The 21,535-nt window shown below is 54.5% G+C and carries 19 protein-coding genes; 12 read left to right on the forward strand and 7 right to left on the reverse strand.

What is annotated here, in order from left to right:
- The first annotated feature begins 9 nt into the window (after positions 1-9).
- The 6 genes from IM303_RS08035 (at position 10) to IM303_RS08060 (ending at position 6,874) form a co-directional block, all read left to right on the forward strand.
- A complete protein-coding gene (locus IM303_RS08035) occupies positions 10-798 on the forward strand; it encodes a sugar phosphate isomerase/epimerase (protein WP_192971161.1) in 789 nt (262 codons plus the stop codon).
- Positions 799-809: 11 nt separating this feature from the next.
- A complete protein-coding gene (locus IM303_RS08040) occupies positions 810-1,868 on the forward strand; it encodes a Gfo/Idh/MocA family protein (RefSeq protein WP_192971160.1) in 1,059 nt (352 codons plus the stop codon).
- Positions 1,862-4,141: a glycoside hydrolase family 65 protein gene (locus IM303_RS08045; protein WP_193359787.1), complete on the forward strand. Its 2,280-nt coding sequence runs from the start codon at positions 1,862-1,864 to the stop codon at positions 4,139-4,141. Before IM303_RS08040 ends, IM303_RS08045 begins: the two co-directional genes overlap by 7 nt.
- Positions 4,131-4,796, forward strand: coding sequence for a beta-phosphoglucomutase (gene pgmB / locus IM303_RS08050; protein ID WP_045260648.1), 666 nt, complete (start codon positions 4,131-4,133; stop codon positions 4,794-4,796). The genes IM303_RS08045 and pgmB overlap by 11 nt, the downstream gene beginning before the upstream one ends.
- A 13-nt stretch (positions 4,797-4,809) precedes the next feature.
- The gene (locus tag IM303_RS08055; RefSeq protein WP_041909689.1) at positions 4,810-5,892 is read left to right on the forward strand and encodes an ABC transporter ATP-binding protein; all 1,083 of its coding nucleotides are present in this window, start codon (positions 4,810-4,812) and stop codon (positions 5,890-5,892) included.
- 67 nt (positions 5,893-5,959) lie between these two features.
- A complete protein-coding gene (locus IM303_RS08060) occupies positions 5,960-6,874 on the forward strand; it encodes an OmpG family monomeric porin (RefSeq protein ID WP_028013365.1) in 915 nt (304 codons plus the stop codon).
- Positions 6,875-6,907: 33 nt separating this feature from the next.
- Here the strand turns inward: IM303_RS08060 and IM303_RS08065 are convergent, their stop codons facing one another.
- On the reverse strand, positions 6,908-7,918 hold the full coding sequence (locus IM303_RS08065) for a LacI family DNA-binding transcriptional regulator (RefSeq protein WP_193359788.1): 1,011 nt from the start codon (positions 7,916-7,918) through the stop codon (positions 6,908-6,910).
- Positions 7,919-8,073: 155 nt separating this feature from the next.
- Here IM303_RS08065 and IM303_RS08070 point away from each other — a divergent pair, with 155 nt between their 5' ends.
- From IM303_RS08070 to tyrR, 3 genes are all read left to right on the forward strand, one after another.
- Positions 8,074-9,471, forward strand: a complete 1,398-nt coding sequence (locus IM303_RS08070) for a YcjX family protein (protein WP_193359789.1) — start codon at positions 8,074-8,076, stop codon at positions 9,469-9,471.
- Entirely contained in the window at positions 9,468-10,520 is a 1,053-nt protein-coding gene (locus IM303_RS08075; RefSeq protein ID WP_193359790.1) for a YcjF family protein, read from the forward strand. The genes IM303_RS08070 and IM303_RS08075 overlap by 4 nt, the downstream gene beginning before the upstream one ends.
- A 112-nt stretch (positions 10,521-10,632) precedes the next feature.
- On the forward strand, positions 10,633-12,174 hold the full coding sequence (tyrR, locus tag IM303_RS08080; protein WP_028013361.1) for a transcriptional regulator TyrR: 1,542 nt from the start codon (positions 10,633-10,635) through the stop codon (positions 12,172-12,174).
- 33 nt (positions 12,175-12,207) lie between these two features.
- Here tyrR and IM303_RS08085 read toward each other — a convergent pair whose 3' ends face one another.
- Together IM303_RS08085 and tpx are read right to left on the reverse strand one after the other, a co-directional pair.
- The gene (locus IM303_RS08085) at positions 12,208-13,416 is read right to left on the reverse strand and encodes an aldose 1-epimerase family protein (protein ID WP_049001125.1); all 1,209 of its coding nucleotides are present in this window, start codon (positions 13,414-13,416) and stop codon (positions 12,208-12,210) included.
- A 275-nt stretch (positions 13,417-13,691) separates the two neighbouring features.
- Positions 13,692-14,198, reverse strand: a complete 507-nt coding sequence (gene tpx / locus IM303_RS08090) for a thiol peroxidase (RefSeq protein ID WP_028013359.1) — start codon at positions 14,196-14,198, stop codon at positions 13,692-13,694.
- A 108-nt stretch (positions 14,199-14,306) separates the two neighbouring features.
- Here tpx and ycjG point away from each other — a divergent pair, with 108 nt between their 5' ends.
- Positions 14,307-15,272, forward strand: a complete 966-nt coding sequence (gene ycjG, locus IM303_RS08095) for an L-Ala-D/L-Glu epimerase (protein WP_049001127.1) — start codon at positions 14,307-14,309, stop codon at positions 15,270-15,272.
- Here the strand turns inward: ycjG and mpaA are convergent.
- Positions 15,263-15,976, reverse strand: a complete 714-nt coding sequence (gene mpaA / locus IM303_RS08100) for a murein tripeptide amidase MpaA (RefSeq protein WP_028013357.1) — start codon at positions 15,974-15,976, stop codon at positions 15,263-15,265. The genes ycjG and mpaA overlap by 10 nt on opposite strands.
- 185 nt (positions 15,977-16,161) lie before the next feature.
- On the opposite strand from mpaA, the gene IM303_RS08105 reads away from it, so the two are divergent.
- Complete coding sequence (locus IM303_RS08105; RefSeq protein ID WP_193359791.1) at positions 16,162-17,778, forward strand: ABC transporter substrate-binding protein; 1,617 nt, start codon at positions 16,162-16,164, stop codon at positions 17,776-17,778.
- 101 nt (positions 17,779-17,879) lie between these two features.
- Here the strand turns inward: IM303_RS08105 and IM303_RS08110 are convergent, their stop codons facing one another.
- Positions 17,880-18,809: an aromatic alcohol reductase gene (locus IM303_RS08110; RefSeq protein ID WP_063154337.1), complete on the reverse strand. Its 930-nt coding sequence runs from the start codon at positions 18,807-18,809 to the stop codon at positions 17,880-17,882.
- Positions 18,810-18,951: 142 nt separating this feature from the next.
- On the opposite strand from IM303_RS08110, the gene IM303_RS08115 reads away from it, so the two are divergent.
- A complete protein-coding gene (locus tag IM303_RS08115) occupies positions 18,952-19,851 on the forward strand; it encodes a LysR family transcriptional regulator (RefSeq protein WP_047368665.1) in 900 nt (299 codons plus the stop codon).
- A 190-nt stretch (positions 19,852-20,041) separates the two neighbouring features.
- On the opposite strand, the gene IM303_RS08120 is transcribed toward IM303_RS08115, so the two are convergent.
- Complete coding sequence (locus IM303_RS08120) at positions 20,042-20,182, reverse strand: Ecr family regulatory small membrane protein (protein ID WP_032644880.1); 141 nt, start codon at positions 20,180-20,182, stop codon at positions 20,042-20,044.
- A 74-nt stretch (positions 20,183-20,256) separates the two neighbouring features.
- The gene (locus IM303_RS08125) at positions 20,257-21,489 is read right to left on the reverse strand and encodes a sensor domain-containing diguanylate cyclase (protein ID WP_049001133.1); all 1,233 of its coding nucleotides are present in this window, start codon (positions 21,487-21,489) and stop codon (positions 20,257-20,259) included.
- Positions 21,490-21,535 lie beyond the last annotated feature (46 nt).

Below are 21,535 nucleotides of genomic sequence, written 5' to 3' on the forward strand. Positions count from 1 at the left end.
CAGCAAATCATGAAGATCGCAACACAAAACCAGGCCTTTTTCCCGACCAACATCATGGAAAAATTCGAGTACATCAAAGCGATGGGTTTTGATGGCTACGAAATTGACGGCCGTCTGCTGGTGGAAAATCTCGACGAAGTGAAAGCCGCAATCAAAGCCACGGGCCTGCCGGTGACGACAGCATGTGGCGGGTACGATGGCTGGATCGGTGATTTCATCGAAGAACGCCGTCTGAACGGATTACAGCAGATCGAACGCATTCTGGAAGCGCTGGCGGAAGTCGGCGGAAAGGGCATTATCGTGCCTGCTGCCTGGGGCATGTTTACCTTCCGTCTGCCGCCAATGACCTCTCCACGCAGCCTGGACGGTGACCGCAAAGCCATAAGCGCCTCGCTGCGCTGGCTGGATGAGGTGGCCGCGCGCACCGGCACCACCGTCTACCTGGAGCCGCTGAACCGCTACCAGGATCATATGATCAACACCCTGGCAGACGCGCGTCGTTATATCGAAGAGAACGGCCTGAAGCACGTGCAGATCATCGGTGATTTCTATCACATGAACATTGAAGAAGACTCGCTGACGGACGCGCTGCATCAGAACCGCGATCTGCTGGGTCATGTTCACATTGCAGATAACCACCGCTATCAGCCGGGCAGCGGCAGCCTCGATTTCGCCAGCCTGTTCGGTCAGCTGCGTGCCGATAACTATCAGGGATACGTGGTGTATGAATGCCGTGTTCGCGCCGAGGATCCGGCTAAGGCTTATCAGGACTCTCTCACTTATTTGCGTGAATGCTAAGGATGACGAGCGTGATGAGTGCTTCTACACCTTCGCCTCTGCGCGTCGCCATTATTGGCGCCGGGCAGGTCGCGGACAAAGTGCATGCCTCGTATTACGCCACGCGCAGTGATGTTCAAATGGTGGCTGTCATGGACAGCCGCCTTGAGCAGGCACAGGCGTTCGCGGAACGTTATGCTATTCCATCGGCATGGCAGGACGCTCACGAGATGTTGCAGGCAGTAAAACCGGATGTGGTGAGCGTCTGTTCGCCCAACCGGTTCCATTTTGAACACGTGATGGCGGCGCTCGAGGCGGGTTGCCATGTGATGTGTGAAAAGCCCCCGGCGATGACGCCGCAGCAGGCTGATGAGATGCGCATCGCGGCGCGCAAGGCAGGAAAAGTCCTGGCCTATGATTTTCACCATCGCTTTGCCCTGGATACCCAACTCCTGCGCGATGCGGTAATGAACGGAACGCTTGGTGAAATTTACTTTACCTCAGCGCAGGCGCTGCGTCGCTGCGGTGTGCCGGGGTGGGGCGTTTTTACCAACAAATCGCTACAGGGCGGTGGACCGCTGATTGATATCGGCATTCATATGCTCGACGCCGCAATGTATGTCCTGGGTTTCCCGGCGGTCAAACGGGTGACTGCGCACAGCTTCCAGAGGCTGGGAAACCGTAAAAGCACCGGTCAGTTTGGCGAGTGGGATCCTGCGCAATTTACCGTGGAAGATGCGCTGTTTGGCACGATTGAATTCTGCAACGGCGGCATTTTGCGTCTGGACACCTCCTTTGCGCTTAACATTCGCGAGCAGTCAATCATGAACGTCTCTTTCTGCGGTGAAAAGGCGGGTGCAACGCTGTTCCCGGCGCACATCTACAATGACGAAGCCGGTGTTTTAGAAACCCTTACCCAGCGCGAAGAGGCGGACGATCAGCGCCATCTGCGCAGCATGGATGCTTTCGTACGTCACGTGCTGGGAGAGCCCGTGATGATTGCCGATGCAGAACAGGGACTGGTAATTCAGCAGCTTGTTGGCGCACTTTATGAATCCGCAGAAACAGGGGAAAGCGTAACACTATGCTGAACGTCTCTGTATTAACCGATCCGGGCTTTTGTCCACACAGCCTGAATAAATACGCCTCCATCATGGCATGCGGCAATGGCTACATGGGCATTCGCGCTGCGCATGAAGAAGAGTACACCCAGCAGACCAGAGGCATGTATCTCGCTGGGCTGTATCATCGCGCGGGGCGCAACGAGACCACCGAGCTGGTCAATCTGCCGGATATCACCGGTATTGATGTAGAGCTGGACGGCGTCAATTTCACCCTCCTGGCTGGGGAAATTCTTGAGTGGCAGCGCGAGCTGGCCTTCGCTAACGGCGAACTGCATCGTAACGTTGTCTGGCGTTCGCCCGACGGCAAGCGCTATCGGCTGGAGAGTCGTCGTTTTGTGTCGCTGGACCAGTTGCCATTAGTGGCTATGCAGCTCGCGATCACGCCTCTTGATGCCGCCACGCATGCCGTGCTGAAAACCGGCATTGATGCGACGCAAACGAACAGCGGCAGACAGCATCTGGATGAACTCTCGGTCAGGGTCTTTGATCAGCACTATATGCAGGGGGTGTATGAAACGCAGGACCGGGCGTCGGAGGTTGTTGTTTCGGCGTTTTGCCAACTCTCCTCGAAGAGCGACAGCTGTTTCACCGCCAAAAATCGGCGTCTCAGCGTACATCATTCACTGACCATTGCTCAGGGTGACACTGTCACGCTTGAAAAGATCGTCTGGGTGACGCATCGCAGCGATAAAGCGCTGTCACAGGAGTCTTTTGCGCGCAACGCGCTGGCCGATCTCAAAGTTTCTGCCGCAAGAGGTTACGACGCATTGCTTGAAAGCTCAGCGTATGCCTGGAAAGAGGTCTGGCGTGATGCCCGGGTGGAAGTGACTTCCGCAGAGCAACAGGATCAGATGGCGCTGGATTATGCGGTCTGGCACCTGACCACGATGACGCCTGCCCATGATGAGCGAAGTAGTATTGCCGCAAAAGGACTGACGGGCGGAGGGTACAAGGGGCACGTCTTCTGGGATACCGAAATTTTCCTGCTGCCTTTCCATCTGTTTACCCGCCCGCAGGTTGCCCGCAGCCTGCTGCGCTATCGCTGGCTTAATCTGGCTGGCGCACGGGAAAAAGCCCGTCGTAACGGCTGGCCGGGCGCGTTGTTCCCATGGGAAAGCGCCGCAAGCGGTGAGGAAGAGACGCCGGAGTTCGCGGCAATCAACATCCGCACCGGGGTACGCCAGAAGGTGGCTTCCGCACTTGCTGAGCATCACATCGTGGCTGATATTGCCTGGGCCGTCGTTGCGTACTGGCAGGCGACGCATGATGACGCGTTTATGCGTAACGAAGGCCTGACGCTGCTGATGGAAACGGCTTTGTTCTGGATGGGACGCGCAACGGAGGTCAATGGTCGTCTGGAAATCCATGATGTGATCGGACCGGACGAATACACCGAGCACGTGAACAACAACGCTTACACCAACTATCTGGCCTGGCACAACGTTGCCTGCGCGCGCCAGTTTATGGCGATGTTTGGGCGTGAGGATGCGCGTTTTACGGAGAATGCCGCGCAGTTCCTGGCGCGCTTATGGCTACCGGAGGCCGATGCAGACGGTGTGATCCCGCAGGATGATTCCTTCATGTCAAAACCTGCCATCGATCTGAGCCGTTACAAAGCCAAAGCGGGTAAACAGACGATTCTGCTCGATTATTCCCGCGCGGAAGTGAACGAGATGCAGATCCTGAAGCAGGCCGATGTGGTGATGCTTAACTACCTGCTGCCAGAACGGTTTACGCCACGGCAATGCGCCGCCAATCTGGCGTTCTATGAGCCACGCACGATCCATGATTCCTCCCTGAGCAAGGCCATTCACGGGATTGTGCTCGCGCGCTGCGGTGATACGCAGGGGGCCTATGCCTTCTGGCGCGATGGCATCGCCATTGATTTGGGCGAGGATCCGCACAGCAGCGATGAGGGCATTCATGCCGCGGCAACCGGTGCGATCTGGTCTGGCGCAATTCAGGGATTTGCTGGCCTGCAAATCATTGAAGGGGAACTGCATCTCGCGCCAAAACTGCCTGCTCACTGGCAGAAACTCGCTTTCCCGCTGCGGTGGCGGAACGCAGCAATGCACTTCACGTATGAAAACGAGGTGTTAACCATTGAAACCACGGCGCCTGCCACGCTGACGCTGTGGGGCAAAACGCTCCATATCCCGGAGCGAGAAGTGTTCGCGTATAAGGATTTTCTTGCGTCCGTGAATGGGACCGCTACCACGGAGGGGCAACATGACGCTTAAGGCTGTTGTATTCGATTTGGACGGTGTGATCACCGATACCGCGCATCTTCACTTTCTGGCCTGGCGTGCCGTGGCGGAGGAAATTGGCATTACCTTCGACGAAGTGTTTAACGAACAGCTTAAGGGAATAAGCCGCATGGATTCCCTCCAGCGCATTTTGAAGCACGGCGGAAAAGAGGGGATGTTTAGTGAGGAGCAGTGCCTGGCGCTTGCGACGAAAAAAAATGCGCTTTACGTCCAGTCGCTGGCATCACTGACGCAGGATTCTCTGCTACCGGGGATCCGCGACGTGCTGGCGGAGATCCGTGCCGCGAAGGTCAAGATTGGGCTGGCATCCGTATCGCTCAATGCCCCAGGGATTTTGCACGCGCTGGGCATTCATCAGGCCTTCGATTTTTGCGCTGATGCTTCCCGCATTTGCCGTTCAAAGCCGGACCCGGAGATCTTCCTTGCGGCCTGTGCGGGGCTGAACGTGCGTCCTGCAGAGGCGATTGGCATTGAAGATGCCGCTGCGGGTGTTGAAGCAATCAACGCCGCAGGAATGCTGTCTGTCGGGATTGGGCCTGGCCTTAACCATGCGGGATTACAACTTCATTCAACGCGGGAACTGACCTGGAAATGCCTGACAGAATTCTGGGCGTCCCGGGCGTATTGATAAGGAATAAATTATGGCTCAACTTTCTCTGAAACATATTCAGAAAATCTATGATAACCAGGTCCACGTGGTTAAGGATTTCAACCTCGAAATTGAAGACAAAGAGTTTATTGTTTTCGTCGGTCCGTCGGGCTGCGGTAAATCCACGACGCTGCGAATGATTGCCGGTCTTGAGGAGATCAGCGCGGGTGAACTGATTATCGACGGCGTGTGCATGAATGACGTGCCTGCCAAATCGCGTGATATCGCGATGGTATTCCAGAACTATGCGCTTTATCCGCATATGACGGTCTACGACAACATGGCGTTTGGCCTGAAAATGCAAAAAATAGCGCCCGCGGTGATTGAAGAACGCGTGAACTGGGCGGCGCAGATTTTAGGGCTACGCGAATACCTGAAGCGTAAACCTGGCGCTTTATCGGGTGGTCAGCGCCAGCGCGTGGCGCTGGGCAGGGCGATCGTGCGCGAAGCGGGCGTCTTCCTGATGGATGAGCCGTTATCCAACCTCGATGCCAAGCTTCGCGTGCAGATGCGTGCCGAAATCAGCAAGCTTCACCAGAAGCTTAACACCACCATGATCTATGTTACGCACGACCAGACGGAAGCCATGACGATGGCGACCCGCATCGTGATCCTGAAAGACGGCATCATTCAGCAGGTGGGTGCGCCGAAGCAGGTATACAACGAGCCGGCTAATATGTTTGTCGCAGGGTTCATTGGCTCTCCGGCAATGAACTTCATTCGTGGCGCTATCGACGATCGCTATTTCGTAACGGAAACGCTGCGTCTGGAGATCCCTGAGGACAAGCTGGCCGAGTTGAATGCGCAAGGTTACCAGCGTAAAGCGGTCGTCTTCGGGATCCGTCCGGAAGACATTCTTACCCTGCAGAGCAGCGGAGAAGATATTGCGGCGAAAGTCAGCGTCGCTGAGCTTACCGGTGCCGAATTTATGCTTTATGCCACCGTGGGCGGACATGAACTGGTTGTCCGCGCAGGCGCGGCCAATGACTACGTAGCCGGAGATACTATCGGCATTCAGTTCGATATGAATAAGTGCCATTTCTTCGACGCCGATACCGAAGCGGCTATTAGATAAGAAAGGTGTTTGCCGGAAATGCAAATTTCCGGTTTTTTTTGTTTGTTAATTATAAAGGGAATATTTTATGAGTACTCTACTAAGAAGTGCTGCGCTCGTTCTGTGCGCAGGGGTTAGCTGCGCGCAAGCAACAGAACCCGCAAAGCAGTGGGCGTTTAATATCGGTGCCATGTATGAAATTGAAAACGTCGAAGGTCAGAGCGACGATAAAGATGGATTATATGAACCCTCCGTATGGTTTAATGCAACATGGGATGCCTGGACAATCTCTCTGGCAATGTATCAGGAAGGGCCGGTTGATTATAGCAGCATGACGCGTGGCACCTATTTCGATCGCCCGGAATTTGAATTGCGCTATCGCTTTATTGGCACCGATGATTTTACGTTCGGTCTGACCGGTGGCTTCCGCAATTATGGTTATCACTTTAAAGATGAACACGGTGCCAAAGACGGCAGCGCTAATATGCAGCGCTATAAAGTTCAGCCTGACTGGGATATTAAATTAACCGACGACTGGCGCTTTGGCGGCTGGTTTGCCATGTATCAGTTTGCCAACGATCTCGATAAAACCGGTTATTCTGACAGCCGCGTCGAGACCGAAACCGGTTTTACCTGGACCATCAACGAAACGTTCTCTGCGAAAGTAAATTATTATTTAGAGCGCGGCTTCAATATGGACAGCTCACGTAATAACGGTGAGTTTTCTACCCAGGAAATTCGTGCCTACCTGCCGATTTCGTTAGGCCAGACGACGTTAACGCCTTATACCCGTCTGGGACTCGATCGCTGGTCAAACTGGGACTGGCAGGACGATCCGACGCGTGAAGGACATGATTTCAACCGTCTGGGTATGCTGTACGCCTATGATTTTAACAACGGTTTATCCATGACGCTGGAATATGCCTACGAATGGGAAAACCATGACGAAGGTGAGAGCGATCGCTTCCACTACGCGGGTGTCGGCGTGAACTACGCGTTCTGATCATGATTTACCAGGGGCGATTGCCCCTGGTTATTAGCGCAAGGACGCCGCATCCGAAAAATGCGTATCAACCAAAATCTTATGCGACGCAGGTTTACCCGCAATACGCTTAAACAACACGTTGCAGCTCTCTTCGCCGAGCTTTCTCGTCGGAATATCAAACCCGCCTGGCGCAGGGGTTAAAACGAGAGACAGCATCGGATCGCTGTAGCCTGCCATAACAACCTGCTCGGGAACCATCAGATTTAACTCATCCGCAGCACGATAAAGACCCAACAATTTCATACTGTCAGTAGCAAAAACGGCATTGGGCGGGTTGTCAGACGAGAGTAATTTGCAGGCTGCCTGGAGCGCGCTTTCATGGGTATATCCGCCATCAATGACCCAGTCCGGGTTAATGTCGATACCCTGCTTCTCAAGGCTGGATTTATAACCCGCAAGGCGATCGATAGAAACGTGATAATCGAGCGGGGCATGCAGACAGGCAATTTTAGTTCGCCCATGTTTAATAAACGAATCGACCAGAATAGCGCTGTCGTGAAAATTGTCCGTATCAACAGAATAAATATTCTGGAACTTACCTTCTACTTTTCCAATAACCACTACGGGCACACCGTATTCGTCCAGCGTGGTAAAAAAAGATTCGTTTGCGGGTGAACTCAGCATGATGATCCCTTTGATCATCTTCTGCTTTATTTTTCCCACGCACTTCTGCAGATCGTCCTCACTGCTTTTCGAGGTTTGTAAAATAACGTCAAACCCTTCCTCTTCCGCTTTTGCCGTAATGGCATGAAGAACATCGGAGAAAAAAGGGTTACCGGCAGTAGTTTTGGTCGAGCGGGTTGAAATAACCATAATGGCATCAAAGCCAGAAGAGGTCAGGGCGCGGGCCAGTTTGTTGGGCTGATAATTTAATTCGTCTATCGCCTTAAGCACTTTGTCTCGCGCTTCAGGGGAAATATTCGTTTGTTTATTCAGAACGCGGGAAACGGTTGATTTCGATACGCCCGCAACCCGTGCGATATCATAGATGGTGGGTGACATACACCTTACTCACTCCGGACTGACAGCAATGTCGTTCATCTTACTGGAGAGAAAACGGCAATAGCAATAAATAAGAATTGATAATCAACGATCTGCCCCCATTTATTGTATTCTGAAGCCATACATTCCTGGCTTCCGGGCAATGAAGGATGGCGATGAAGCGATTTAAGAACGAACTCAATTCACTGGTGAACCGCGGCGTTGATCGACATCTGCGTCTGGCCGTTACCGGCCTGAGCCGCAGCGGTAAGACGGCGTTCATCACCGCGATGGTAAACCAGTTGCTGAACCTGCACGCCGGTGCGCGGCTGCCGTTGCTCAGCGCCGTGCGCGAAGAGCGTCTGCTGGGCGTTAAGCGCGTCCCTCAGCGTGATTTTGGCATACCGCGTTTTACCTACGACGAAGGGCTGGCGCAGCTTTACGGCGATCCGCCCGCGTGGCCGACGCCAACGCGAGGCGTCAGTGAAATTCGCCTTGCGCTGCGCTTTCGTTCTAATGAATCGCTGATACGTCACTTTAAGGATACCTCAACCCTGTATCTGGAAATCGTCGATTATCCCGGCGAATGGCTGCTCGACCTGCCGATGCTGGCGCAGGACTACCTCAGCTGGTCCCGCCAGATGACGGGCTTGTTGCAAGGGCAACGCGCAGAGTGGTCAACGAAATGGCGACAGCTGTGCGAGGGCCTTGATCCGCTGGCGCCTGCGGACGAAAACCGTCTGGCGACCATTGCTGAAGCCTGGACGGACTATCTGCATCAGTGCAAACAGGAAGGGCTGCACTTCATCCAGCCGGGCCGTTTTGTCTTGCCGGGTGATTTAGCAGGCGCGCCCGCGCTGCAGTTCTTCCCGTGGCCGGATGTGGACGGCGCAGGCGAGTCGAAGCTGGCACAAGCCGACAAACACACGAATGCCGGCATGCTGCGCGAGCGTTACAATTACTACTGCGAAAAGGTGGTCAAAGGTTTTTATAAAAACCACTTTTTACGTTTCGACCGCCAGATTGTTCTGGTGGATTGCCTGCAGCCGCTCAACAGCGGGCCGCAGGCATTTAACGATATGCGTCTCGCGCTGACGCAGCTGATGCAGAGTTTCCACTACGGGCAGCGGACGCTGTTTCGTCGTCTGTTCTCACCGGTGATCGACAAGCTACTGTTTGCGGCCACAAAAGCCGATCACGTTACGGTCGATCAGCATGCCAACATGGTTTCTCTGCTGCAGCAGCTGGTGCAGGACGCCTGGCAAAACGCCGCGTTTGAAGGCATCAGTATGGATTGTCTTGGGCTCGCATCGGTGCAGGCGACCCAAAGCGGCCTGATTGACCTTAACGGCGAGAAAATACCAGCATTACGCGGGAATCGACTCAGTGACGGCGAGCCGCTTACCGTCTATCCCGGCGAAGTGCCCGCGCGGCTGCCGGGCCAGGCCTTCTGGCAGAACCAGGGCTTCCAGTTTGAAGCCTTCCGCCCTCAGACCATGAGCGTCGATCGGCCGTTACCGCACATCCGTCTGGATGCGGCGCTGGAGTTTTTGATTGGAGATAAACTGCGATGACGGAACCGTTAAAACCGCGCATAGACTTTACCGGAACGCTTGAGCCCGAGCGTCAGGACGCCTTTAAAACGGCGCAGACGTTCAGCGGCGCGCAGGCGGAGAACTTTGCCCCGGCGCTGCCGGACGATCCCACCCTCGAAGACGGTCCGGCGGAGGCGGTCGTGGAAGCCGTTCTGCGTCCTAAACGCAGCCTGTGGCGCATGATGGTCACCGCCGGTCTGGCGCTGTTTGGCGTCAGCGTGGTCGGGCAGGGCGTCCAGTGGGCGATGAACGCCTGGCAAACCCAGGACTGGGTTGCGCTGGGCGGATGTGCCGCGGGCGCGCTCATCGTGGGGGCGGGCGTCGGGTCGGTTGCCACCGAGTGGCGCCGCCTCTGGCGTTTGCGACAGCGCGCGCACGAGCGCGATGAAGCGCGGGATCTCCTCCACAGCCACGGCACTGGCAAAGGCCGCGCCTTCTGTGAAAAACTGGCCAGTCAGGCCGGTATCGATCAGTCGCATCCGGCGCTCCAGCGCTGGTACGCCGCCATCCATGAAACCCAGAACGACCGGGAGGTGGTCACGCTCTACTCCCATATGGTTCAGCCGGTGCTGGATGCCCAGGCGCGACGAGAGATTAGCCGCTCGGCGGCGGAATCCACGCTGATGATTGCCGTCAGCCCGCTGGCGCTGGTGGATATGGCCTTTATCGCCTGGCGTAACCTGCGCCTCATCAACCGTATCGCGAACCTTTACGGCATAGAGCTGGGTTACTACAGCCGGCTCAGGCTGTTCAAACTGGTCCTGCTCAATATCGCGTTTGCGGGCGCGAGCGAGCTGGTGCGCGAAGTGGGAATGGACTGGATGTCGCAGGATCTGGCGGCGCGTCTTTCAGCCCGTGCAGCCCAGGGCATTGGCGCGGGCTTGCTGACGGCGCGTTTGGGTATCAAAGCGATGGAGGTGTGCCGTCCGCTGCCGTGGATTGATGGCGATAAGCCGCGGCTGGGGGATTTCAGGCGTGAACTGATCGGTCAGCTGAAGGAAACGCTCAATAAAAAACCGTCTCCTTAAGGCTTTGTTCACTAATCGTGCTGGCTGTCAATATTTGTTGACAGCCATCTTCCGGTTCACCGAGTTCTGACTTATCATTTTAACGTTATTGGCTTAAAACGGTGAATTTCCCATGCGTCTTGAAGTCTTCTGTGAAGACCGTCTCGGTCTTACCCGCGAATTACTCGATCTTCTTGTTTTACGTAGCATTGATTTACGTGGCATTGAGATCGATCCTGTCGGGCGAATTTACCTCAATTTTGCCGAAATTGAATTTAACACGTTCAGCAGCCTGATGGCGGAAATACGCCGTATCGCTGGCGTTACGGATGTACGCACCATCCCCTGGATGCCCTCCGAACGTGAGCACCTCGCCCTGAGCGCGCTGCTTGAAGCGATGCCCGAACCGTTCCTCTCTTTGGATCTGAAAAGTAAAGTCGAGCGCGTTAACCATGCGAGCTGCCAGCTTTTCGCGCAGAGCCAGGAGAAGCTCAGCAGCCACCACGCCGCGCAGCTGATCCCTGGTTTTAACTTCCAGCGCTGGCTGGACAGCAACCCGCAGAATACGCACAGCGAGCATGTGGTGATTAACGGGCAGAATTTCCTGATGGAGATCACACCGGTCTATCTGAAAGGAGAAGGAAATAGTCGCGTATTGACCGGGGCGGTGATCATGCTGCGCTCGACGCTACGCATGGGGCGCCAGCTGCAAAACCTCTCCAGCCAGGACGTTGGCGCATTCAGCCAGATTATTGCCGTCAGCCCGAAAATGCGCCACGTGGTTGACCAGGCGCGTAAGCTTGCCAGCCTTACCGCGCCGCTGCTGATTACCGGCGATACCGGTACCGGGAAAGATCTGCTGGCGCACGCCGTGCACCTGGCAAGCCCGCGTGCGGCAAAACCGTATCTGGCGCTTAACTGCGCTTCAATTCCAGAAGATGCCGTCGAAAGCGAGCTGTTTGGACACGCGCCGGAAGGCAAGAAAGGGTTCTTCGAGCAGGCCAACGGCGGCTCCGTGCTGCTGGACGAGATCGGCGAAATGTCGCCGCGTATGCAGGCTAAACTGCTGCGTTTCCTGAACGACGGCACCTTCCGCCGCGTCGGTGAGGATCACGAAGTGCATGTGGACGTGCGCGTCATTTGCGCCACCCAGAAGAACCTGGTGGAACTGGTGCAAAAGGGGATTTTCCGCGAAGATCTCTATTACCGCCTCAACGTCCTGACGCTGAACATTCCACCGCTGCGCGATTGTCCGCAGGACATCATGCCGCTAACGGAACTGTTTGTGGCCCGCTTTGCCGACGAGCAGGGTGTTCCACGTCCGAAACTGTCTGCAGATCTCGGCACGGTGTTAATGCGCTACGGCTGGCCGGGCAACATTCGTCAGCTTAAAAACGCCGTTTATCGCGCGCTGACCCAGCTGGAAGGGTATGAACTGCGCCCTCAGGACATTCTGTTGCCGGATTACGACGCCGGGACGGTATCGGTAGGCGAAGAAGCGATGGAAGGCTCGCTGGATGATATCACCAGCCGCTTCGAGCGTTCTGTGCTGACGCAGCTGTACCGCAGCTACCCCAGCACCCGCAAGTTGGCAAAACGGCTTGGCGTCTCGCATACCGCGATTGCGAATAAGCTACGTGAGTATGGATTGAATCATAAGAAAGGTGACGAATAACAAAAAGCCTCTGTAAAGAGGCTTTTTTAATGCTTATTCCTTCGCCAGCGGCGTGGTCACGAGCTCTGTTTTTGTCTCGCCCTGAATCGACGCAATCTTGCTTTCGACGTCCTTCACCTGCTGCGCGCTGTGTAGCAGGGTATAGGTCAGGTCAAACTGAGCGCTGGCACCTGGTTGCAGCTGCTTAACCCGCTTCTGCTCGCGTTCAATGGTGACGGGGTAGGCGTAGCTGGTGCCTGGCTCAATCCCCGTGACATAGCCCTGTTTTGGCGTATCGGTATTTTTCCACAGGGTCAGCACGGGCAGCTGGCGGGTATCAAACTGAATTGACGCGCCTTTGTCACCGGCTTTATTCACCACCGCCGCGAGGGTTTCATGATTGCTGTCCGCAAGCGGTTTGATGTTAAAGACCATCTCATCAAAGTCTTTTGTCGGCCCGGCGTAGGTTTGCCAGTCGTTAACGCCCGCTTTCGCGTAATCATTGAACGGGTTCACGCTTGCCGCCGGGGCAAGGAAGCGCGCGCCTTCTTCGAGGACAGGCGCCCCGAAGTTGCTGTGGTAGATGATCTGATAGTCATGAGGGTAATCGGCATGGTTCGTCAGAACGTCATGCAGGCTGAACTGGTTGGTTCCTGGAACGTAACGCAGTTCGGTCATGGTTTGCAGATCCGCTTTTTTAAAGGTGCTTTCTTTGATGAGACCGCGAATACGAATTTCATGCGGGGCAGCATCCGCAATTTCTACCTCCACCTGAGATGCCGGTGTATTCCCCGCCTTGCCATGCAGGGTGTAAATCTGGCCGTCAGCGGTGACCGGGTGCCCCGTCCATTCGTAGCCACAGCGGACCATCATCTCGTTGAAACCTTCCAGCCAGCCAAGTCCGTTTCGGCTTTCCAGATTGATATACGCCGGATTAACGACCTCTTTAACGGGGGAGTTCCAGCCCAGCCTGGTGCCAAAGCCCTCCACATGCAGAAGGTTCATCCCGCGCGTCGGGCTTAAGGTGATGGTCAGGCCGTTTTTACTGCTAATAACGATCACTTTACTGCCTTCCTGCTTGCCGCCGTGCAACACTTTTTGCTCGATGCTGAACGTTCGATCGTTAATTTTCAGCTCATCGCTGGAAATCTTCCAGTTTCCTTTTTCCACGCTGCTTTCAGCGCTTGTCAGCACCCAGGTTTTTGCTGCGGCATGGCCCGAAACCAGTACCGAAAGGAGCGTTAAAGCCAGTTTTATTTTCATATTTATCCCTTTTTGCTGAAACGATTATTTAACTTCGTAAGCAAATCTAATGTTTTGGCGATAAGGGAAATGTGATGCGCCTCACTGAGGGTAAATTCAGGGTTGTTTAACGATCAATATGCGGATCTGATCGCTATTTTGGTGAATTCTTGAAACTGAATTGCGTTAATTTTGTGACGCAAGCTCATTATTGCTTTAACGATTCAGTGAGTAGTTAATAAAAAACCCCGCCATAGCGAGGTTTTGAAAAAGCGGTATAGAATGCTAAGTAATGATTATGCTTTCAGCTTTTCCAGCGCGGCGGTGTAATCCGGCTCGGTAGTGATTTCATTAACCAGTTCGCTGAAGATGACAGTGTCGTTTTCATCAAGAACCAGTACCGCGCGTGCTGCCAGGCCTTTCAGAGGGCCTTCGGCGATGCTGACGCCGTAGTTTTCGAGGAAATCCGGGCTGCGCAGGGTGGAGAGGGTGATAACGTTGCTCAGGCCTTCAGCGCCGCAGAAGCGAGACTGGGCGAACGGCAGGTCAGCAGAAATGCACAGTACAACGGTGTTGTCCATTTCAGTTGCCAGCTGGTTGAACTTACGCACGGATGCGGCGCAAACACCGGTATCAATGCTCGGGAAAATGTTCAGCACTTTGCGTTTGCCCGCAAACTGAGCCAGTGTGACGTCAGACAGATCTTTAGCCACCAGAGTAAAAGCCTGCGCTTTGCTGCCAGCCTGCGGAATGGAACCTGCAACAGCAACCGGGTTGCCCTGGAAATGAACGAGTTGTGACATAGATATCTTCCTGTTTACATATAGTTAACGTCGGGGCTAGTGTATGCCATCCGCGGATAACACGGCAAACCAAATTTTTTCGCCTTTCCGGGCTGCAAGGAGTCAGTGATGAGAAGCGTTAAGGTCTATGAAGAAGCCTGGCCATTGCATACCCCGTTTGTGATCTCCCGCGGCAGCCGAAGCGAAGCCAGCGTGGTGGTCGTTGAAATCGAAGAGGACGGTTTTAAAGGCGTAGGGGAGTGTACGCCTTACCCGCGCTATGGTGAAAGCCTCGCGTCAGTGATGGCGCATATCATGACGCTGGTGCCAGACCTGCAAACCGGACTCACGCGCGAGGCATTACAGCATCGTTTGCCCGCCGGGGCCGCACGTAACGCCATTGATAGTGCGCTCTGGAGTCTGGAGGCGGCGAAACAGCAGCAACCCCTGACAGCATTGCTGGGCGTGGCGCTGCCGGAATCGTTGGCTACCGCGCAAACGGTAGTGATTGGCGAGCCGGAACAGATGGCCGCCAGCGCCAAAGCGCTTTATGACGCCGGGGCCCGGCTACTGAAGGTGAAGCTCGACGATCGTCTGATTAGCGAGCGGATGGTCGCCATTCGCGCGGCGGTACCCTCAGCCACGCTGATTGTTGATGCCAATGAATCATGGCATCCAGAAGGGCTGGCCGCCCGCTGTCAGCTGCTGGCCGACCTGGGGGTGGCCATGCTGGAGCAGCCTCTGCCAGCAAAAGATGACGCGGCGCTGAAGAACTTTATCCATCCGTTACCCGTTTGTGCGGATGAAAGCTGTCACACCCGCGCGAGCTTGAGCGAGCTGCAGGGCCGCTACGAGATGATTAATATTAAGCTCGACAAGACCGGCGGGCTGACAGAGGCGCTGGCCCTGGCGGCAGAAGCCCGGGCGCAAGGTTTTTCACTGATGCTGGGCTGTATGCTCTGTACGTCCCGGGCAATCGGCGCGGCGCTACCGCTGGTCAATCAGGTCCGTTTCGCCGATCTGGACGGCCCGACGTGGCTGGCGGTTGACGTCTCTCCCGCGCTCCATTTTACCAGCGGCGTGCTTCATCTCTGAGGCTGCCAGCGTAAAAGATCCACCATGGCTTTTAAGTATTTTTCGCTGGCCTCGTCGGAGGAGATCGGCGGGAATTCAGCGGTTATGCAGGGCAGGCTCAAATCGGCGCACCAGCTACCGAACGAGCCCGGCGTTTCATAGCCCACGCTGGTCACGAGCGGCAGGGCGAAAGCGTCTGCCAGCCACGCGCCAAGCTCGGAGTGACGCGGATCTTCAATACAGGCCAGCGGATCGTGGAAGGAGACCACCCACGCGGGATGGATCTTATGGATTAGCTGGCACAGCGCCTGGGTTTCCGGCTCTGAGCCTGGCTTATCTCCCGTTAGCAGAACCACATCACGCTCCTCGGCGGAGCTGTTCCAGCGATACACCGTTTCCCCGGCGCGCCAGTTTGCTGATGGAAAATTACGGTTTAAGTCAACGCCTCGCGCATTGGCGCGAAGACCCAGCTGGCAGCCGTCCGGGTTAACCGCCAGAATCACGTGATGACGTCGCAATGACGGCGTCAGCGTCCGCAACGCGCAGGAAAGTGTCACGATGGAGGAGTTTTCATCCCCGTGCGTGCCGGCAAGAATCAAGCCGCTTTCGCGGTCTGCGTCGGGGGCGGGGAACCAGATCAGCGATGCGCCTAAAAAGGAGCGGCCATATTGCTCAGCGCCCGGCGGAAAGGCGCCGCGTTCCGCTCTCGGTCGGGTGGTTGCCATACGAAATCCTGTTAAAGAAGTCACTACTGGCAGTGTTGTGCAAAACCCGCTGTTAATCAAATAGTTTCCGTAATGGCTAAGAATTGCCTTAAATCACTATTCAGGCGTAAGTTATTTGCATTTCTCTTTGTCGAAACAAATAATTACGCATCTGCTTAATACCTGAATTCATCAAAGGGGATCTTATGAAGCATCCTGTTTCGCGTCTTTTTGCCGCACTGTGCCTGTGCGGGCTCTCTTCACTTTCTTTCGCAGCTGACGTGCCGCAGGGCACTGCGCTGGCGCAAAAACAGGAGCTGGTCAGGCATATTAAAGACGAGCCGGCTTCGCTGGACCCGGCGAAAGCCGTGGGGTTGCCAGAGATTCAGGTGATTCGCGATCTCTTTGAAGGCCTGGTTAATCAGAATGAGAAAGGGGAGCTGACGCCGGGCGTGGCGACACGCTGGCAGAGCAACGATAACCGCGTCTGGATGTTTACCTTACGCGATGACGCGAAATGGTCCGACGGCTCCCCTGTCACCGCCCAGGATTTTGTCTACAGCTGGCAGCGTCTGGTTGACCCGAAAACCACCTCTCCGTTTGCCTGGTTTGCCGCGCTGGCGGGAATTAATAACGCGCAGGCCATTATTGACGGCAAAGCCGCGCCCGATACGCTGGGTGTGACGGCGGTGGACGCCAGAACGTTACGCGTTCAGCTGGACAAACCGCTGCCGTGGTTCAGCAACCTGACGGCGAACTTTGCTTTTTATCCAGTACAAAAAGCTAACGTCGAAAGCGGTAAAGAGTGGACGCGACCGGGCGCGCTGGTGGGGAACGGGGCTTACGTTCTGAAGGACCGCGTGGTGAATGAAAAACTGGTTGTGGTGCCCAATACGCACTACTGGGACAATGCCAAAACGGTACTGCAGAAGGTGACCTTCGTGCCGATTAATCAGGAATCGTCGGCGACCAAACGCTACCTGGCAGGGGATATTGATATTACCGAATCGTTCCCAAAAAACATGTATCAGAAGCTCATGAAGGACATTCCGGGGCAGGTTTATACGCCGCCTCAGTTGGGTACGTATTACTATGCCTTTAACACCCAAAAAGGCCCGACGGCGGATGCACGGGTTCGTCTGGCGCTGAGTATGAGCATCGACCGTCGTATCATGGCAGAAAAGGTGTTAGGGACGGGGGAGAAGCCCGCCTGGCACTTCACCCCAGACGTGACGGCAGGGTTCACTCCGGACGCCTCGCCGTTTGAGCAGATGTCGCAGCAGGAGCTCAACGCCCAGGCCAAAACCTTGCTGCAGGCTGCAGGATACGGTCCTCAGCGCCCGCTGAAGCTGAACCTGCTGTATAACACTTCGGAAAACCACCAGAAAATCGCGATTGCGGTGGCCTCCATGTGGAAGAAAAATCTCGGTGTGGATGTCAAACTGCAAAACCAGGAGTGGAAAACCTACATTGATAGCCGTAACACCGGCAACTTTGATGTGATCCGCGCCTCATGGGTGGGCGATTACAACGAGCCATCAACGTTCCTGTCATTGTTGACCTCCACTCACAGCGGCAATATCTCCCGTTTTATTGACCCTGCCTACGATAAGATCGTCCAGCAGGCGACGCTGGAAACCACCGCGAAGGCGCGCAATGCGGACTACAACATGGCGGAGAAAATCCTTATGGAGAAGGCGCCCATCGCGCCAATTTATCAGTACACTAACGGTCGCCTGATTAAGCCCTGGGTGAAGGGCTACCCCATCAATAACCCGGAAGACGTGGCATATAGCCGGACGATATATATTGAAAAGCACTAATCGGTACTGGCTTGCTGTTAACGCGAGGTAACCACGGCTAAATCCAGAGCTGGCGCGGCTGACAGCGCCAGTTTTCATTAGCGTCCTGAAAAGAGATGTCCTCAAATGACGGTTTTTAGCCATGACGCTATATCCTGGGTCGGCAGATTATTCAGTACATTCCAGGTATCTTTCATCGGCCACCATACACCGTCTCCCCTGGCGAAGGCCGTGCGATAGCCTGTCATCGTATCATCCGGTTTCAAACGCAGCTCATCCAGTAACGCAGAGAGGGGTAATACGTCTTTAGTGAACGTTTGGCCGGTCACACGTTCAACAGTTTCTGCCAGTTTTCCGTATGAGGTTGTTTCACCTGCGACAAATATCACTTCATTTACGATCCGCGGCTGATGCAAATAAATTTCGGTGGTGAGTCGGCCAATATCCGCAGGTGATGTTACGGTGACCTGTGTGTCCCATCCCCCGAGCGCATTAATGGTTTTTTCGGATAAATTCACCACATCAAATGCCGGTTCGAAGAGAAAACTGGTAAACATGCCGGTTGAAACAATCACCCATTCCGTCGCGTTCTGTTCCCGCAGTAGCGTCCTGACATCATACTGCTCGTCCCAGACGGGCTGACCGCTCCCTTTGCCTACCACATCGTAATTCACGCCAAACTGCCAGGGAAAATAGCGTTGAACGCCAGCCTCCAGTACCGCGCGAGTAATCTTTATCTGTGTTCCCGCGCCAGCGACAAACCCCATGCAGTTGATAACAGTATCAAAATCCGTGAAGTGGTTTTTTAACGCGTCAATCGTGCTGGCAGCGACATCGACAGAGATAAATTTGGCCCCTGCATCAGCCAGTTTTTGATGCGTTTCGGACTGAAGCTTACCCCGGCTGTCCCTGGAGCCGGGCGATACGATAACGGAGACAGCGCCGTCGCGCTGCGTGACTGCCGGAACCAGATACTCCAGCACGGCAGCGCCCAATTGTCCTGCACCAAGCACTAATACTTTTTCGCCTGTCGTTATATCACGTTCTTTCATACTGAGCCTCTCTTTGTTAAATCGCTTGATTACTTCAACTTGAGCAAGGTTATGTCAGATGGCTGCATTCGATAAGACGACAAGCATAAGTTAGACTGTTCGTAAAAATGGGATAATCGATCTTTTCATGCGCGGTGGGAATATGGATAAACTGGAATCAATGCGGGTATACGTTTGTGTGGTCGAGACCCATAGCTTCGCCAGGGCGGCAGAAGTGCTGGGGCTACCGCGCTCAACCGTATCGCGGGTCGTTAAGGAGCTGGAGACATACCTGGGCATTCAGCTTTTACAGCGCACCACCCGGAAACTCAGCGTGACCGCAGAAGGCCGACGTTACTATGACGAGAGCAAACGGCTGCTGACGGATATTGCGACAATGGAGTCTTCCTTTCCCGGCAGATCCGCGCAGCCCAGAGGCCGTTTTAAAGTCGGGATGCCGCAGTCTCTCGCCCGACATTGCATTCTTCCCAGTCTCCCTGAATTTCTCCACCAGTATCCCGAGCTGGAACTGATACTCTGTTCCAGCGATAACGTGGAGGACATTATTCAGGAAGGGTATGACTGCGTGATCCGCACCGGGAGGATCGAAGATTCAACGACGCTGGTCGCGCGCCCTCTGGCGAACTTCAGATGGGTTGTTCTGGCTTCTCCGGGCTATATAGCCGCCTGTGGTAAGCCGGAAAATCTCGACCAACTGGAAAAGCATTACGCAGTCGGCTACCTGAACCACCGCACCGGGCGTACCATTGACTGGTTTTTTACGCGTGATGACGGCGATTGTGCAATCCGCATGAAGGAGACGCTGATCGTTGATGACACAGACGCCTATATCCAGGCCGGAATTCATGGGCTCGGATTAATTCGCGTGGCCAGCTATCTGGCTGAGCCGTATCTGAAGAGCGGGGCGTTGGTCCGCTGTATGGAGGACGTCTCTTTCGATTTACCGCTTTCGCTTGTCTATCCACAAAACCGCTATCTTCCGCCTTCGGTACGCGCCTTTTATGACTGGAGCAGAGCGGTGCTACACCAACATGGTGACTGACGGGCGAGAACCCTGGTTTTGCTTAATAGTCGGAAATAAAAAAAGCCCGTCAGAGAACGGGCGAAATAAGCAAATGATTTAGTGATTCGTTATCAACATTGTTGGAGGATAACGCCGCGTATCTTACGTGGCTGAGGGTAATGCAGATACCTGACAAATGCGGTAGGTGAAACAATAAATTAAACGTGCACTACAGTGCGTCAAAAGTGGGGTAGAGACTGTTTTCCAGATATTCAACGAAAAACCAAATCTCACCGCTGAAAATAAACCATAAGCCAAATATAATAAGCAATAAAATAATTAAGGTGAGTATTATTTCTGTCTTTCCCATTGTTGCCACAACCCACCCGTCGTTAATTTACTTAAGCTGGGCATTGTAGCGGGGCTTTTCACGATACTCCAGTTTCATGCCGCAAGGACTTTATTACGCCCATCGTTTTTGGCGCGATAGAGCGCATCGTCGACACGTTTAAACAGCGCGTCAATACTCTCTTCCGGGTCATGCCGAGCCACGCCAATACTGACGGTAAAGCGTGGTAAGCCTGGGAGGGTAATATGGGCGACCGCCGCACGGACGGATTCGGCAATCTTCAGCGCCGTTTCGAGAGACGTACGCGGCAACAGGATGACAAACTCTTCACCGCCCCAGCGAAACACCAGGTCATCTTGTCTGCTGCAGGCTTCCAGCGTTCGGGAGAGGGCGATGAGCACCTCATCACCCTTCAGGTGACCAAAGAGGTCGTTAATATTTTTAAAATGATCGGTATCCACCAGCAGCAGGCTAAATTGCTGCTGGGCGGAGAGGTGGCTCAGGTTGGTTTGGTCGATAACGTTATAAAACTGACGTCGGTTGAGTAACCCCGTCATCGAGTCACGTAATGCAGCATTTTCCAACTCCTGCTCAAGCCTCTTTTGCTCAGTAATATCATGGATTATGCACAGCATCAGTTTGTCGCCGTAGATCTCAATGGGCCCCGCGTAGGTCTGGACGTGGCGAGTGGTGCCATCGGCAAGGCGGTGAATAAAATTAAGCGGCTTATGTCCGCCGGGCAGTGCGGCGATCTCCGTCATGATGGGCATGACGCCTCTGCCAAGCGTGTTAATTTCCCAGGTGTGCTTCCGGCACATCTCATCATGTGAATAACCGTAAAAGCTGAGCGCGGCCAGGTTTGCATCGACAATTTGCCCGTCACGGGCAGGATCGATTAGCAACATTGGTGCGCTGTTGGTCAGGAAAAAGCGTGCGTAAAACCCCTGTTTTTTGCGTTGATAGGTTGCGGAACGGCTGGCTTTCAGGCCTGAGGGGGCGTGCGAAGAGATCCCTTCGAAAACGATAACATCACCATCCGGCGTGACGTGGGTGAGGGAGAGGCGACAGCTTATCGGTACGTCCTGCCCGCCCCGGCTAACTGTCCAGATCTCGACAATATCGTGATCGTTTTTCAGTTCGGGAACATACATCGACAGTACGGTTTGCGCACTTGCAGAACAGGGCCCTTTACGCAGGTCATTCAGCGTTTTATTACCCGTTAGCTGTATTGCGGCCACATTTGCAAAAATAATCTGTTCCGAAACTGGAGAAATGAGCCACACGGGCGTTTTAATTGCATTAAGCGCATCAAAACTATTTTGCGACATAGTATTTTCCTGTTCATCGGCACGATACGCTGGTAATCATGGCAGA

Source organism: Enterobacter cloacae complex sp. P38RS (genome assembly GCF_014930775.1).
GTDB classification, from domain to species: Bacteria; Pseudomonadota; Gammaproteobacteria; order Enterobacterales; family Enterobacteriaceae; genus Enterobacter; species Enterobacter bugandensis.